The organism is Metabacillus sp. 22489 (genome assembly GCF_052044855.1).
Classification (GTDB): Bacteria; Bacillota; Bacilli; order Bacillales; family Bacillaceae; genus Metabacillus; species Metabacillus niabensis.
Genome location: NZ_JBQENT010000050.1, coordinates 26,305 through 41,818 on the forward strand (window position 1 = coordinate 26,305; position 15,514 = coordinate 41,818).

General features: G+C 36.9%; 16 protein-coding genes and 2 pseudogenes. 6 read left to right on the forward strand and 12 right to left on the reverse strand.

From position 1 onward, the window contains the following. Positions 1-77: 77 nt before the first annotated feature. The 3 genes and pseudogenes from ACTJJ9_RS22215 to ACTJJ9_RS22225 all read left to right on the forward strand — a co-directional run. Positions 78-293, forward strand: a pseudogene (locus ACTJJ9_RS22215) (DMT family transporter); the annotation flags it as partial. Positions 294-306: 13 nt separating this feature from the next. After that, positions 307-888, forward strand: coding sequence for a TIGR00730 family Rossman fold protein (locus ACTJJ9_RS22220; RefSeq protein WP_145583660.1), 582 nt, complete (start codon positions 307-309; stop codon positions 886-888). Positions 889-1,036: 148 nt separating this feature from the next. Next, entirely contained in the window at positions 1,037-1,504 is a 468-nt protein-coding gene (locus tag ACTJJ9_RS22225) for a divergent PAP2 family protein (protein WP_095302504.1), read from the forward strand. A 45-nt stretch (positions 1,505-1,549) separates the two neighbouring features. On the opposite strand, the pseudogene ACTJJ9_RS22230 reads toward ACTJJ9_RS22225, so the two are convergent. Beyond that, a pseudogene (locus tag ACTJJ9_RS22230) lies at positions 1,550-2,173 on the reverse strand (LysE family transporter). Positions 2,174-2,320: 147 nt separating this feature from the next. Between ACTJJ9_RS22230 and ACTJJ9_RS22235 the strand changes: the two are divergent. Then, a complete protein-coding gene (locus tag ACTJJ9_RS22235) occupies positions 2,321-3,310 on the forward strand; it encodes a DMT family transporter (protein WP_440768879.1) in 990 nt (329 codons plus the stop codon). Between the two features lie 186 nt (positions 3,311-3,496). Here the strand turns inward: ACTJJ9_RS22235 and ACTJJ9_RS22240 are convergent, their stop codons facing one another. The 3 genes from ACTJJ9_RS22240 to ACTJJ9_RS22250 all read right to left on the reverse strand — a co-directional run bounded on the left by ACTJJ9_RS22240 (position 3,497) and on the right by ACTJJ9_RS22250 (position 6,269). Next, complete coding sequence (locus ACTJJ9_RS22240) at positions 3,497-4,270, reverse strand: alpha/beta hydrolase (protein ID WP_440768880.1); 774 nt, start codon at positions 4,268-4,270, stop codon at positions 3,497-3,499. A 180-nt stretch (positions 4,271-4,450) separates the two neighbouring features. Next, on the reverse strand, positions 4,451-5,539 hold the full coding sequence (gene ribD / locus ACTJJ9_RS22245) for a bifunctional diaminohydroxyphosphoribosylaminopyrimidine deaminase/5-amino-6-(5-phosphoribosylamino)uracil reductase RibD (protein WP_440768881.1): 1,089 nt from the start codon (positions 5,537-5,539) through the stop codon (positions 4,451-4,453). Further along, the gene (locus tag ACTJJ9_RS22250) at positions 5,532-6,269 is read right to left on the reverse strand and encodes a GTP cyclohydrolase II (protein WP_186324271.1); all 738 of its coding nucleotides are present in this window, start codon (positions 6,267-6,269) and stop codon (positions 5,532-5,534) included. The genes ribD and ACTJJ9_RS22250 overlap by 8 nt, the downstream gene beginning before the upstream one ends. A 191-nt stretch (positions 6,270-6,460) precedes the next feature. Between ACTJJ9_RS22250 and ACTJJ9_RS22255 the strand changes: the two genes are divergently transcribed. Further along, complete coding sequence (locus ACTJJ9_RS22255) at positions 6,461-6,778, forward strand: thioredoxin family protein (RefSeq protein ID WP_095302499.1); 318 nt, start codon at positions 6,461-6,463, stop codon at positions 6,776-6,778. A gap of 172 nt (positions 6,779-6,950) precedes the next feature. Here the strand turns inward: ACTJJ9_RS22255 and ACTJJ9_RS22260 are convergent, their stop codons facing one another. From ACTJJ9_RS22260 to ACTJJ9_RS22285, 6 genes are all read right to left on the reverse strand, one after another. Continuing rightward, positions 6,951-7,658 carry a polysaccharide deacetylase family protein gene (locus ACTJJ9_RS22260; RefSeq protein ID WP_145583670.1) on the reverse strand — a complete coding sequence of 236 codons (708 nt, stop codon included), beginning with the start codon at positions 7,656-7,658 and terminating at the stop codon, positions 6,951-6,953. 22 nt (positions 7,659-7,680) lie between these two features. Continuing rightward, entirely contained in the window at positions 7,681-8,238 is a 558-nt protein-coding gene (locus tag ACTJJ9_RS22265; RefSeq protein ID WP_095303483.1) for a glycerol-3-phosphate responsive antiterminator, read from the reverse strand. Positions 8,239-8,336: 98 nt separating this feature from the next. Beyond that, a complete protein-coding gene (locus ACTJJ9_RS22270) occupies positions 8,337-10,007 on the reverse strand; it encodes a glycerol-3-phosphate dehydrogenase/oxidase (RefSeq protein ID WP_440768882.1) in 1,671 nt (556 codons plus the stop codon). A gap of 189 nt (positions 10,008-10,196) precedes the next feature. After that, positions 10,197-11,702 carry a glycerol kinase GlpK gene (glpK, locus tag ACTJJ9_RS22275; RefSeq protein WP_174879898.1) on the reverse strand — a complete coding sequence of 502 codons (1,506 nt, stop codon included), beginning with the start codon at positions 11,700-11,702 and terminating at the stop codon, positions 10,197-10,199. Between the two features lie 45 nt (positions 11,703-11,747). Further along, the gene (locus ACTJJ9_RS22280; RefSeq protein WP_145583677.1) at positions 11,748-12,569 is read right to left on the reverse strand and encodes an MIP/aquaporin family protein; all 822 of its coding nucleotides are present in this window, start codon (positions 12,567-12,569) and stop codon (positions 11,748-11,750) included. Positions 12,570-12,857: 288 nt separating this feature from the next. Continuing rightward, entirely contained in the window at positions 12,858-13,454 is a 597-nt protein-coding gene (locus ACTJJ9_RS22285; protein WP_145583680.1) for an AAA family ATPase, read from the reverse strand. Between the two features lie 247 nt (positions 13,455-13,701). Here ACTJJ9_RS22285 and ACTJJ9_RS22290 point away from each other — a divergent pair, with 247 nt between their 5' ends. Continuing rightward, positions 13,702-13,998 carry a hypothetical protein gene (locus tag ACTJJ9_RS22290; protein WP_186324270.1) on the forward strand — a complete coding sequence of 99 codons (297 nt, stop codon included), beginning with the start codon at positions 13,702-13,704 and terminating at the stop codon, positions 13,996-13,998. Here the strand turns inward: ACTJJ9_RS22290 and ACTJJ9_RS22295 are convergent. Both ACTJJ9_RS22295 and ACTJJ9_RS22300 read right to left on the reverse strand, forming a co-directional pair. Continuing rightward, a complete protein-coding gene (locus ACTJJ9_RS22295) occupies positions 13,995-14,468 on the reverse strand; it encodes a DinB family protein (protein WP_145583681.1) in 474 nt (157 codons plus the stop codon). The genes ACTJJ9_RS22290 and ACTJJ9_RS22295 overlap by 4 nt on opposite strands. A gap of 159 nt (positions 14,469-14,627) precedes the next feature. After that, complete coding sequence (locus tag ACTJJ9_RS22300; protein WP_145583683.1) at positions 14,628-15,206, reverse strand: CGNR zinc finger domain-containing protein; 579 nt, start codon at positions 15,204-15,206, stop codon at positions 14,628-14,630. Positions 15,207-15,514 lie beyond the last annotated feature (308 nt).

Genomic DNA, 15,514 nt, shown 5'->3' on the forward strand with positions numbered 1-15,514 from the left:
CACCTGCCTTTTAGTATTAAAATTCGTAACTCTTTTTCAAGGAACATGGAGCTTGAGTAAACAAGTATTTACAGTACTCTTGGTGGGTATGGATCTGTAGCCTATTAGCTGCATTTTTCGTATTAACCACGATCGTCCTCACCAAAGCTTTTGTACTTACTTGTCAAATCATCGCGTCAATTGTTATTGACCATTACGGACTATTACCGGTTCCTATTCAACATGTCACAATCCCTCGCTTAATCGGGGTTGAATTATTATTAATATCAATTATATCATGCAAAAATTTTTAAGGATGTGATGAGGTTGAAACGTGTAAGTGTATTTTGTGGTTCTAACCACGGTGCTTCTATTTTGTACGAACAGGATGCCGTACGTCTTGGCACCCAACTAGCTAAAGAAGGGATTACACTTGTATATGGCGGATCTAAAGTTGGGATTATGGGTGCGGTCGCAAACGCTTCATTAAAGGCAGGCGGAGAAGTAATTGGAGTAATTCCAACAATGCTAATGGAGCGTGAAATTGCTCATAAAGGTCTAACAGAGTTAGTCATCGTCAATACAATGCATGAGCGCAAGGCGAAAATGGAGGAATTATCCGATGGATTTATTGTCCTACCAGGCGGACCAGGGACAATGGAAGAGTTTTTTGAAGTATATACTTGGGCTCAGCTTGGTGAACATCAAAAACCAATTGGCATCTTAAACACAAATCATTACTATGATAAGCTTCTCGACTTTTTCAATCATATGATTGAACAGCAATTTTTAAAAGAAGAGTATCACTCACTATTAATTGTTGAAGAACAACCAAATCTTTTACTTGATAAATTTAAACAGTACACTCCAACCGTATTACCAAAAAGGATTAGTCGACAAGAAATTTAATAATCGACTAAAAAAGACAAATTATTTCCCGAAAAATAATTTCTTCATAACAAACTGAATTTTGATTTTTAACCCTTGCGATTTGAAATCCTATTAAAGCTTTTTGGATGCATATCATATACGATTTGTTAAACACTAATCATATGAGGTGAATGCAATGAATCGAGGAATATGGACTGCTCTATCAGGAATAGGTATTGCACAAGGGTTAAAAATCTTTACACATCGTAAGGAAAATGGCGTATGGGATTGGAGACCAATATTTTCAACAGGCGGCATGCCAAGCTCCCATTCGGCTGGTGTATCTGCACTTGCAACATATGTAGCATCGAAAAAAGGCTGGGACTCTATTGATGCAGCTTTAGCAGTCATATTCGGAATTATCGTTATGTATGATGCTCAAGGAATTCGCAGGCATACTGGTGAAATAGCCAAAATCGTCAATGATATAGATGCTGATATTGAAGTACTTTCCGGTCATTTACCTGGAATCTTCCACGTAAAACAGGAGAAAGAATTAAATGAACTATTAGGCCATCAGCCAGCTGAGGTTGCAGGTGGTGCTTTGCTAGGAATTGTGATCGGACTTATTAGTTCATATCTTGAGAATAAGTAAATGGGGTCGTCTCTTATGAGGCTTCCTTCCCCCTTTTTTATTCTGTTAAAAGAGTAGCTTAAATGCTTGATAACCAAAATAGATACCAAAACCTATTAAAGATAAACCTGACAAATAAGAAATCCCAATTAGCAATCTGTTTGTTAAAAATCTTCTAAATGTACTAGCAACACAAGCCATCGTAAAATCCCAAATTAAAAGGCCTAAAATAATCGCAAAGCTATTTATCATAAGCTGTTTCATACTATAAGCCTCGACAGCATTTGCTAATACGGAACCATAAATTCCTAGCCAAAATAATATAGTGAGAGGATTTGCTAAAGACATAAAAAAGCCAGAAATAAATGATCTTGAATAGGTTACGTTTGAGCGATTTCCGTGTAAGGTTTATTTTCCCGCACTAATAAGGCTCTCTATTCCTGTATAGACTAATACAAAAAATCCAAATAACCACAAAAATGCTTTCATAAATGGGATTTCCAGAAAATGAACTAAGCCTAAATATACGAGTAGCATATAGACGATATCTGCCATCGTTGCTCCAAGGCCTACTAGCCAAGCATTTAAAAATCCCCCTTTAATCCCTTTATCTATTTGTGCTGCATTTATTGGTCCAATAGGGGCTGCTAACGATAGTCCTAGAAAAATATAACTAAATATTATGTTCATTCTCTATTCCTCCAAAAAAGGTGTGCTTGTACATATTATTCTTGAGGATAGAAATTATCACATTTTTCTTCTAAACTATCTAATTCGTAATGAGCTTACTAGTATTATATAATTTATCCATTCATTCAAAAGCTGAGGTGGTCAATCTTGAAAGCTATTCTTCTTGGAATTTGTTCATCATTCTTTTTTGCTTTTACATTTGTCTTGAATCGTTCTATGGAATTATCAGGAGGAAGCTGGCTATGGAGCGCATCATTGCGCTACTTTTTTATGCTCCCCTTTTTGTTTTTAATCGTATTCGGGAGAAAGGGATGGCAGCCTCTATTAGAAGAAATGAAACAGCATCCTAAGCAATGGGTGCTTTGGGGGACAATTGGATTCGGCCTCTTTTATGCGCCGATATGCTTTGCAGGTGCCTATGGACCGGGCTGGTTAGTTTCTGCAACATGGCAAATAACAATTTTATCAGGCTCACTTCTTGTTCCGTTCTTTTATGAGGAAAAACAGACAGAAAATGGCGTAATCAAGGTCAAGGGGAAAATCCCTATGAAGGGGCTTTTTATGTCATTCATTATTATTGCCGGTGTTGCACTTATGCAAATTGAACATGCGACAACTCTTTCATTAAAGCCCGTTTTATTATGTACAATTCCCATTATCATCGCCTCCTTTGCTTATCCGTTAGGAAATCGCAAAATGATGGAGTTAAGCGGTAAAAAAATCGATGTCTTCCAGCGTGTTCTCGGTATGACAATCTGCAGTATGCCTTTTTGGATATTGTTAGCCGTTATCGCACTATTTACTTCTGGTGCACCATCTAGGACACAAACGATTCAATCATTTATTATTGCTATTTGCTCAGGAGTTATTGCAACTCTGCTCTTCTTCCAAGCAACTACTTTAGTAAAACATGATATGGCAAAGCTATCAGCTGTTGAAGCAACACAATCAATTCAAGTTGTTTTTGTTCTATTCGGTGAAATTATGTTCTTACATACGCCACTTCCTACAGCCATTTCCTTAATTGGCATCCTATTAGTAGTCGTAGGTTTAGTGTTGCATAGTTATATAACACGAACTAAAAGGCATGTTAAAGTAGGAAAAGCTCCTGCTTCAACGAAACGATTTTCTATATAAAAGCTCGTATTCAGCGAGCTTTTATATTTTTAAGTTATGGGGGATTGACAAGGATTGGGGATAACTTTGTTTTATCAAGTAAATTCCTCCTAATAATTTGTAAAACGTTTACATTAATGTGGAAAAGTAATGAGTTATGTGGATAAACCTGTGGGTAATTCTCGGATTATCCACAGGTTCATTTATTTATTGCACAGGATTCCCTATTTTCTTTCGCATATCTTGTTGAATATGTTGATAAATGTTATCCACAATCTCCACTGCATCATAGTCCATTGAAGCAACATGGTAGGAATTTTGAAGTTCAATCATTTTTTTATCTTTCGAATTTACATGTTCAAAAATATAATGTGAGTTTTCAGGTGGAACGACATGATCAACCGCTGACTTAAAAATAACCGTTGATGTTGTAACATGAGGTAGCTTTTCCTGCGAATCCTCCATTACGTTCAATAATTGATGAACTGCTGCAATTGGAACTTTATCATACGTAATTTCATAGACTGAAGGCTTTTTAATATCAGGTTTTCCTTCCTCTATGAATCTTGGCTCTTCCTGATGTTGATACTGGCGATAACATACATCCGTTATCGCAGCATTTATTAGGAAAACACCTGCAATCTCGGGATTTGCTGCAGCAATTTGTATCGTTAATGCCCCTCCCATTGATTGCCCTACAATATATACCTTTTCACATATTTTGGCTAAATCTTTATAGGCAGACTGTAAGCTATCTATCCAATCATGATAACTGCTTTTTTCTAGCTCTAAATAATGTGTTCCATGTCCATATAGTCGTGGAATTGAAATCGTATAGCCATATTTCGCTAATTGTTCACCAATATATTGCATACTTTGTGGTGTTCCGTTAAATCCATGGCAGAGGATAACCCCTATTTCATTTCCTCGGTAAAATAAACTATCTGCTCCAGATAGGACTGGATATACCTCATCACTCATATCGATGCCTCCTATAACGCTTCTATTTTCATGTATCTTCATTTTATATATTATAATTCTTATATGTTTACTTGGTTTTATTTTACGCTATTTCTCTAGCGATGACAATACTAATATATAAACAAAAGCCTTTCTTAACGTTAGACTGTTAAGAAAGGACTTTTAAGTATAAGCGTGTTATTAATTATTAACATAACCGGTAAATTTAAAGTCAATCCCTACTTTTTCGACTTCCATGTTGTCTATCTTTATCGCATCTGCCATCTTTTCGATCCCTTCTCCTGAAAAGAAGCTTGGTGCTGTTCTTCCACCAATTAATTTTGGCGCTACATAGAGGATAAGCTTATCAACTAATCCCTCTTGGAGGAAAGATGCATTTACCTCTCCCCCTCCTTCAATTAGGACAGATGAAACAGAATGCTCACCTAAAATCGAAAGGGTCTCATGTAAATCAACACGTTCTCTTCCACTCGTTACAAAAACCTTTACGCCAAGCTGTTCAAGCTTTTCCTTTGCTCCTCTTGAATATTGCTGTGATGTAAAAATCCATGTTTCTGCTAGTTTGTCTGTAACGACCTTTGCCTCAAAGGGAATTTTCAAGGAACTATCTAAAATAATTCGTATCGGATTTCTGCCATTCGGAATTCTAGTTGTTAATTCTGGGTTATCCTTTACAACAGTATTAACCCCGACAAGAATTCCAACATGTTCATGGCGTAATTGATGAACATCCTTTCTTGCCTCTTCGGACGTAATCCATTTACTATCCCAGCTAAAGGAAGATATTTTCCCGTCCAGTGTCATCGCGGATTTTAAGGTGATAAATGGTTTTCCGGTCACAATGAATTTATTAAAAACTTCATTTAACTTTTTAGACTCCTCTTCACAAATCCCTATCTCTACTTCTATATTTGCATCTTTTAAAATTTTTATTCCATTCCCGGCAACTACTGGATTTGGATCTAAAGTGGCTACAACTACTTTTTTTAATCCTGCCTTTACGATAGCTTCAGCACAAGGGCCTGTCCGACCATGGTGTGAGCAAGGCTCAAGTGTCACATAAATTGTTCCACCTCTCGCTTTCTCGCCAGCCATTCTTAAGGCATGGATTTCCGCATGTGGTTCTCCAGCCTTTAAATGTGTCCCAACACCAACTATTCGATTTTCATTGACAATAACTGAGCCTACTAATGGATTCGGGTCTGTTTGTCCCTTCATCGCTCTTGCATTCGTCAAGGCTAAATTCATATAAAACTCATGCTCACTCAATTGGATATCCTCCTTTAAGATGACCTGCCTTCTCCATCTTTGTCTCGAGATAATGCTTATTATAACCTGAAATATCTCCCCATAATGGAACTCGACCTAAAACATTTGCACCTGAATTTTGAAGTGCAGAAAGCTTTTTCGGATTATTCGTAATGACCGTTACAGGCTTCGTACGAAGATTTTTTAATACTCGTATCGCCTCATCATAGCTTCTTGTATCATCAGCAAACCCTAGCTCCTCATTCGCTTCAACCGTGTCTAACCCTTCTTCTTGAAGGAGATAGGCTAACGCCTTACTAAATAATCCAATGCCTCTTCCTTCATGATTAGCAAGATAAAAGACCGCTCCTGAACCATGCTCAACAATCATCTTCATCGATTGTTTTAATTGATACCCGCAATCACAACGCTTACTACCAAAAATATCTCCTGTATGACAAATACTATGCATCCGAATAAGCGCATCCTCAGACTCATTAAAATCACCATAAACTAATACACTTGATTGCTGCTGACTAGCTAAATTAGACTCAGGTAGCTTTTCTAAAATTTCTTCTAAGCTTTTACTACTCTGCTCCACATCTAACCAGCAATACCATTTAAAGTGAACAGTATTTCCTTCTAACTGAACAGGTAAACGAATGGGACCAACTAAATAAGTAGCACCGTTATCATGTGGTACGATCGTTACTTTTTCTTTTATAAGATCTATTTTATTACTTTTCGTTATTTCCATCTTTATAAACCTTCCTCACTATTAATCAATTTTTTTATGTAGTAAGGTGAGTATAGGGACAATTTAAATGAGCCGTCAAGAAATATGCGTGATTAGTAGTTATTTCTTGGACATTATTTGAAACAGAAGCATAGATACTGTTTTTTCTTGGTGAATTGGTTAAAATAACGTAGAGGTGATATGAAGTGGAACAATTAAAATCAAAAGAGGAATTCCAACAGTTTATTTCAAGTCAGGAGCCCGTTGTCGTTAAGTTTGTCACTGATTGGTGTCCTGATTGCAAAAGAATGGATATGTTTTTGCCAACGGTTTTTGAAGAAGTACAAAACGTGACAATGCGCGAAATCGACAAGGATCAATTTCCAGAGCTTGCAGAACAATATGATGTTATGGGAATTCCTAGTCTCCTTGTTTTCAAAGACGGAGAAAAACTAGCACATTTACATAGTGCAAATGCTAAAACACCTGAACAGGTAATTGAATTTTTATCAGGTTCATTGTAAGAAAAGCGGAAACACCTATTCTTACAAATGATAAAGCGGCACTTATCACAGATATAAATGACGGTCTCTTAACAGTCCGTAATGTTGCAATAAAGATAAAAGATAAGGGCGATTACCTTCAGATAACAAATAAAACAGTACAAAAGGACAAGGGCCAACCCTTGTCCTTTGTTTATCTTTCCATACTTTGTAATTCATCAACTGTGACAAATTGATAGCCTTCTGCTGAAAGCTCCTTCACTATTTGTTCCACAGCTTTTAATTCTTCTCCTGTCTCATCGTACATTGGATGCATTAATATAATTGAGCCATTTTTAATATTTTCCTTTACATAATTTGCTTTATCAGCTGCAGAAGAATAATAACTATCAGGCTCAAGGCTCCATGTAATCGTTTCGCGATTATGCTTGTTTAGATAATATGGCAAGCCGATCAGCTTTTTTCCGTTAGGAGGTCTGAAGTCAATCTCGCCATTATATCCAGCTTCACGAATTAGTTTATCCGTTTTTTCAATCTCCTCTTTTATAAATGAAGGTGATTTGAAAACCATTCGATTATGAGAATAGGTATGGTTGCCAATTTGGTGGCCTGTTTCAACAATTTTCTTTGCTTCATCTGGAAATTTTTCGATTTCATTGCCTATTAAGAAAAAGGTAGCCCTTGCATTGTGTTTTTTTAAAACAGTTAGAAGACCTTCCACCTGTTTTGTTGGTCCGTCATCAAAGGTTAATGCAACTACCTTCTCCTTTGTATTTACCTCATGTGTGATCGATCCGAATAATTGATAGGTTCGAGAATTCATTAATTTATAGGTACTAAATAGAATAGCGATAATAATAATAATGATTGCGAGTACAGAATAACGCATTCTTTTCTTCATTTTGTTACCTTCCCTTATAGAATTACCCGACATTTACTGACCATAGCTCACTACGGGACGTCGTTATTGCCTTTGCTCCCGCATTTAGAACACTTGTAATCTCTTCCTTTTTCGTGATGAGCCCTCCTGCAATAACAGGAATTTTCGTTTCCAAGTGTACCTTTTCAATAAGATGTGGTACACAGCCTGGTAAAACCTCAATATAATCCGGATGCACTTTTTCTGCAAGTCGATAACTTGTTTCAATAGCAAGTGTATCAAGGAGAAAGAGCCGTTGGATCGCTAATATTTTATTTTTCTTTGCCGTCTTTACTACACTTCCCCTTGTTGAAATCAAGCCTGCTGGTTTTACTTTTTGACAAAGGTATTCTGTTGAATATTCATCGTTTTTCAAGCCTTGAATCAGGTCTGCATGTAAGATAACCTTTTTATGATGTTGCCCAGCATATTTCATTATACTTTCTAGCTGAGCAATGTGAACCTCTAACATGACAATATACTCAATCTCACTTTTTAATATTTTTTCAAAATCCTTCATTGATTTTATTGCAGGTAATATATATTGCCCATTAAACGCCATAAGTGCCCTCCTTTTTCTTTTAATTTCTTTCTAGTAGAGCGTCCCTCATCTTCTACAATATTTAATATGCAGAGGGATTATGTTCATCATTAGGCCATTTATATTTCCTCTTTAACCTCTAATGGGTTAACTGCATCGTGAAGCTGTCGTTCCAATTCCTCTTGTTGATGAAGCTTTTCCTCATTTGACCATGATAGCACATCTTCCATATAACGGCACACAGCAGCTTTCCACTCCTTCACCCAATGAATATCGAAAAATAATGCTCCTGTTCTCCGTATGAAATAATCTGTTAAAGTTGTCACCATTTCATGCTCAATTCCATATTTAAGAGAGGCATAAACTTCCATTGATAAACCATATTTCGTTGCCTCATCCTTATCGCCTTTAATAATGTCAAATAACTTATCACTATTTGAGCCATATCGTTTTACTAGTTTCTCTGCCTCTGCTCTCGTTAAGCCTACGCTAATTCCTTCGTTCACCTTATCTTTTACAAATTGTGAAAAGCCAGCTGAGCCACCAACATAGCCACCAGATAATGTTAATCGATCGGTTGTTGTTCGTGGAATCTTTTTATTTCCGCTTAATTGCTGAAGAACTAAATCAACTACACTTTCAGCCATTTTTCGATAGCCTGTTAGTTTGCCCCCTGCAATTGTAATAAGGCCGCTATTTGAAAGGAAGATTTCATCCTTCCTTGAAATTTCTGATGGGTCTTTACCTTCCTCATGAATTAAGGGACGAAGACCAACCCAGCTTGACTCAACATCATTTACTTGTAATTTTAATGTAGGGAACATATAGTTTATCGCATTTAATATATAGTCGCGATCTTCTGTAGTCATTCTTGGGTGTTTTATTGATCCTTTATAGTTTGTATCTGTCGTACCAACATATGTTTTGCCATCACGCGGAATCGCAAACATCATTCTTCCATCATTGAACGGTGTATCAAAATAAACTGCCTCTTTCAATGGAAAGCGTGAGGAATCAATGACAAGATGTACTCCTTTTGTAAGATGAAGGTATTTCCCCTTCTTTGACTGGTCTTTTTCTCTTAAAGAGTCTACCCATGGTCCTGCTGCATTGACGATTTTCTTAGCATAGATTGTTTTTTTCTCACCTGTAATCTGATCGATCGCCTCTACTCCTACTAGTTTTTCATTTTCATAGATGAAGGATTCAGCCTTTGTATAATTAGTAGCTAATACTCCACGGTTTACAGCTTCCTTCAAAACTTCAAGTGTTAAGCGGGCATCATCTGTTCTATATTCAACATATACTCCTGATCCCTTAAGTCCATCTGTTAATAAAAGGGGCTCTCTAGCGATTGTCGAACGACCATCTAGCATGCTGCGACGCTCTGACTTTTTTACTCCAGCTAAGAAATCATACACCTTTAAACCAATTGACGTTGAAAATTTTCCAAATGTACCATTTTTATAAATCGGTAGCATCATCCATACTGGTGTTGTCACATGTGGTGCATTTTCGTAAACAATTGCCCGCTCTTTTCCAACCTCAGCAACTAGCTTCACCTCAAGCTGCTTTAAATAACGAAGTCCCCCATGAACAAGCTTTGTTGAACGACTAGACGTACCAGCTGCAAAATCCTGCATTTCAATTAACGCTGTTTTTAATCCTCTTGCCTGTGCATCTAAGGCAATTCCTGCCCCTGTAATTCCACCACCAATAACAAGTAAATCAAATGTTTGCTTCTCCATTTCCTCTAAATACTCTGCTCTTTTTAAACTTGAAAATGTCATATTCTCTCCGTCCCTTCTTTAAGAAAAGTAAAATAAAAAGGGACCACAACATAAGCTGTATTAGCGCTTGCTAACAGCCTTGCTGTGGTCCCCTCAGATTCTCAGACCATTATTTATTAACTTGTAAATGTTTATAGCTTCATTTTACTATATCTATATGTTTATTCAATGCCTCTGATAACAAAATTTTTATTTTTTATTCGGTTTAAACCCCATTGTTGCTTCAACAGCTTTCTTCCATCCATCATACAATGTATTTCTTTCTTCTTCGGCCATTGTTGGTTCAAATGATTTCTCCATTTTCCACTGATTAGCAATTTCTGAACGGTCTTTCCAAAACCCTACCGCAAGACCTGCTAAGTAAGCTGCACCTAAAGCCGTTGTTTCATTTACAACAGGGCGTTCTACTGCAACATTTAATATATCACTTTGAAAGCTCATAAGGAAATTGTTCTTTACAGCACCGCCATCGACACGTAATTTTTTCAATTCAATCCCTGAGTCTGCCTCCATCGCCTTTAAAACATCCTTTGTTTGATAAGCAAGTGACTCAAGTGTTGCGCGAATAAAATGCTCCTTTGATGTTCCACGCGTTAGCCCAAAAATTGCTCCACGTGCATCACTATCCCAATACGGAGTTCCGAGACCTACAAATGCCGGAACAACATAAACACCATCTGTAGAATCCACTTTTGATGCATATCCTTCACTTGCAGGTGCATTATCAATCATTCTAAGACCATCACGTAACCATTGAATTGCTGATCCTGCAACAAAAATACTTCCCTCTAACGCATATTCTACTTTTCCGTCGATCCCCCAAGCAATTGTTGTTAATAAACCATGCTCAGAAGGTACGGCCTTATCACCGGTATTCATTAACATAAAGCAGCCGGTACCATACGTATTTTTAGCCATTCCTTTCTCATAGCACGCCTGACCGAATAACGCTGCATGCTGGTCACCAGCAACCCCTGCAATCGGAACAGCCTCACCAAAGAAATGATAATCAACGGTTTCTGCATATACTTCCGAAGATGAGCGCACCTCAGGCAGCATTGATTTTGGTACATCTAATATCTCAAGCAATTCGTCATCCCATGCTAATTCATAAATATTATACATAAGTGTTCTAGAAGCATTTGTATAATCCGTTACATGCTCTTTTCCGCCGGAAAGCTTCCAAATTAACCATGTATCGATTGTTCCAAATAATAGCTTTCCATCGTTTGCTTTTTGTCTAGCTCCCTCAACATTGTCTAATATCCATTTCACCTTCGTCCCCGAAAAGTAAGCATCAATTAACAGCCCTGTTTTCTGACGGAAAAGGTCGTTGTAACCCCTTTCCTTTAGTTCATCACAAATGTCAGCAGTTTGTCTTGATTGCCAGACGATCGCATTGTAAACAGGACGGCCTGTTTCCTTATCCCAAACAACCGCTGTTTCACGTTGGTTTGTAATCCCGATACTAGCAATTTCCTTTGGATTTACATTTGTCTTCGTTAAGACCTCGGCAATAACCGCTAAAATTGAACTCCAGATTTCATTGGCATCATGCTCAACCCAGCCTGATTTTGGAAAATATTGAGTAAACTCTTTTTGTGCAACATCAACAATTTCTCCCTGTTTATTAAATAAAATTGCTCTTGAGCTTGTTGTTCCTTGATCTAAGCTTAATACATACTTTTTTTCCATACTTGATTCCTCCCCTTTATCAAATAAAAGCCGAATCTATCTTTGTCAAATGCTTTCATTTCTTTTCAGATCATTACTATTATTTGTATTTGAAAATCTAGCAATTAGTACGCTTACTGCCAAAATCCCTATTAATATATATAACGCATTTAGTGACCCCGTTACAAATACGGCTTGATGAAACTGTGCACCTAATATCCCACCGACAATTGGACCGACTACAGGTACCCAGGCATACTTCCAATTAGATGAACCCTTCCCAGCAATCGGTAAAATAAAGTGTGCAATCCGTGGCCCTAAGTCACGCGCAGGATTTATCGCATATCCTGTTGTTCCTCCTAATGAAAGTCCAATTGCCATGATGAAAAATCCAACTATAATCGGGTTTAAGCCTTGCGAAAATTCATTGGCACCTATGGCTAGTAAGCCAAACACTAAAACTGCTGTTCCGATTGTTTCACTAATAAAATTTGCTGGTGTATGCTTAATCGCTGGATCTGTTGAGAACACAGCTAGCTTTGCGCCTTTGTCTTCTGTTGCCTTCCAATGAGGGTAATAATAGAGCCAGACAATTGTTGCACCGAGAAACGCTCCAAGCATTTGCCCTGCAATATAAACGGGAACGTCTGCCCATGGAAATTCACCTATAGAAGCAAAACCTAATGTTACAGCAGGATTTAAGTGTGCTCCGCTTATACTTCCAACCGCATAAGCACCAAATGCTACCGCAAATCCCCACCCCATTGTAATCACAATCCAGCCAGAGTCTTGCGCCTTAGATTTATTTAGGACAACTCCTCCAACAACACCGCCACCAAAAATAATTAAAATCATTGTGCCAATGACTTCACCTAAAAATGCAGACATAGCCTCTACCCCTCTCTCCCTTTTAAGCGTTTTCAAAGAATGTAATCAGTTAAAAACCGTGTTAAAAGACAAAAAGACAGCTCATGCATTAAAAGATCAATAAACCTTTTAACACAATAAGCTGTCTCTCATAGACTCATCAGCACGATTCTTAACTTGTTAGTGTCATTATAGAGAAGATTTTATTGTTTGTAAACGTTTTTTTAATTATTTTATTAGGATAATTTAATATTCTTAATAAATTCCGATTATAGTAGCCTTTTTCCTTAATGCTTTATCAAAGAAGTGCTACTTAAACAAACTTATTTCCTTCATGGTAACTAATAATCTCTCATAGAAACGTCTGCCTTTCGTTCTTAAATCAGGTAGCAATGTTAACCCTGATGTATTTGCGATAACATTGACAATCTCATCTATTGACAGCGTATCTGTTTGTATATGCTCCTTGAATCGATCCTTTTTTAAGTTCATGATTCTTTCTTCTGCCTGCTCATATCCCCACGATTTTTTACCTTCAAATCGCTTTCTTAATCTTTTCTCAATTGTTTGCTTTGAAGCAGCTAAAGTAAAATGTTTGATTTCGATACCGTCCGCACTTAGCTTCCCTATTATTTCATCATAATATTCCTCATTTGTAAGTGTCATAGGAACAATGATCGTTCCAACGTATTCCTTTGAAAGCTGATTTAATAGCTTATAGTTCGCTTCTCTCCAAAGTGGATAATCTTGAAAGTCCTTTTTTAATAATTCCTTTGGGATATTATCCATTAACACATACCCAATTCGTTCAGGGTCATATACATGTGATAAAGGTAATCTTCTATGTAATTCATAAGCAACCGTTGTTTTACCGGCACCAAATGTTCCATTAATCCAAATAATCATATGTAAACACCTCAATATAAGCGAGATTTAATAAATAATCAGTCTATTATTATACATGATTCTCCTGTCATTGAGATGAGAATTTCAACCTAAATTAATTCATTTCTTTCAAATATTTGGTTATAATTTAATTGATATAGGATTTTTGACCTTATCAAAGCAATGGCTAATGGGTTTTTATCGCGATAAATCCACTCTTAGGAAAAACACATAGCAGCCAAAATAAAAGGATTGGAGAGGAATGTAGATGTCCAAATCAAAAGCCAAAAAGCACCGTGAAAAATTAATTAGGGAAGGCAAGCTAGATGTTTCAATGAAGCGTGGCAGCTGGGGAAATGTTAATCCTTATGTTCGCCATACGAAATCAAAACAGGAAGCATTGGCGCAAATGCAAAGTAAACACCGAAAGAACCATTCTCAAAAACTATATGGTGAGAATGGTTCTTTTTATTTGTTGCTTGTCGCGTTACAGACTTGTAAAGCTACTCACATTTCTCATCTGCTCGAGTCTCACATGTCTGTTCCAATAAAACCTTTTACTTAGATCTGCGTAACGGCCTGCTTCAGCGCTTTAATTGTCGCAAAGTGCATCCCCTCGTGATATAAACAAAAGCTTAACAGCTCTTCAACTGAAGATAGCGTTAATCCTGTTGATGTTGTATACGGCTGTGACAGCTTCTCGCTTAAGTGCAGCGGCAATTCCCTTTCAATCCGTTCTACCTGTTCCTTTAACAGACTAGTAAGATCACTCATTGATGGAATCGGCAGTGACCATTCAGCTGGCTTAGTTCCAGGGCTGAATAACGCTTGAAATTCCTTAGGTAAAATCATTTCCTTCCCGATAAAATAAAAAGCAAACCTTTCTTGGACAAGATAAATATGTCCAGCATTCCATTTAATATGATTATTAAATCTAGCAGGAATGATTTCTGAGGTGTCATCATCTATATTTTCCAAAAGACGAATCGTATTCCCTCTCACAAAATCCAACTGTTTAAAAATATAATGCTCCATACCCATCCCCCTAATTATCTTCCATATTTTTCATACCACCTATAATTTACACCGCAGCTAACTAACCTGTCAAACGTTATTTTTATGGTTAGTTACTATTGTTTTAAAGATATCCGCAAAATAAAAAGACCCTCCTGCTAATTAAAACAAGTTGGTCAGTTATCTACCTTTTTCCTTCTTTTGATACCGTGCTACTTTCTTACGATTCCCACATATTTTCATTGAACACCATTTACGTCTTCCACCTTCATCAATAAACAGCAAAACGCATTCTGGATTTGAACAACGTTTTAAAGAATTTAGTTTTTTTCCCTCAACTAACTTGATGACATCATAAGCTATGAGTGAAATAATTGAATCCTCTATTTTCCCAACCGGAAGAGGAATAATTTGATGTTCGCTAACCTTAAAGCTAAAGGGAGCCGCTTCAATCTTCTTTTCTAACAATCCAAGAAACTCACTTGAAGCACCTTTCCGATCCGCAATTGCTTCAAAAGCTTCTCTTAATAAAGAACGAAATGTTAATAGCTCATTTAGCAAAAGATTTGTTACTTCTATCTCATCAGTGAAAAGCAATGAAATTGTCGGATTATAATCCTTCATTTCGTGAAGCCAATCTTTCACATCATTTTCTGAACTTAATAAGTTATGGCGCTGTCCACGCCTTACAACCTCTGTATTAATAAAATCTAGTGAAATAATACCTGTAATTAGCGGGAATTTTTTCATTTCTGACATATCTATCACCTATCATAAAAAATAAAGCTTTATATAATTATATCAATAATAACAAGGCAAGTTACCATATAGGATAAATTTGTTCTTGTCTTTTAACTAGGTTGTTTTCGTTGATTTCCACGTGCAGTGTTCGCCTTCAACCTTCACAAAGTTTAGCTTAACAACAATATTTTAGAAAAAAGGCTTTAAAATCGAGTAGGAGGGAGTGACTAACCCCCGACCTCTCACACCACCGTACATACCGTTCGGTATACGGCGGTTCTATTAAGATTGACGTAAAATTTCATAACGATTATATAGACTTCTCA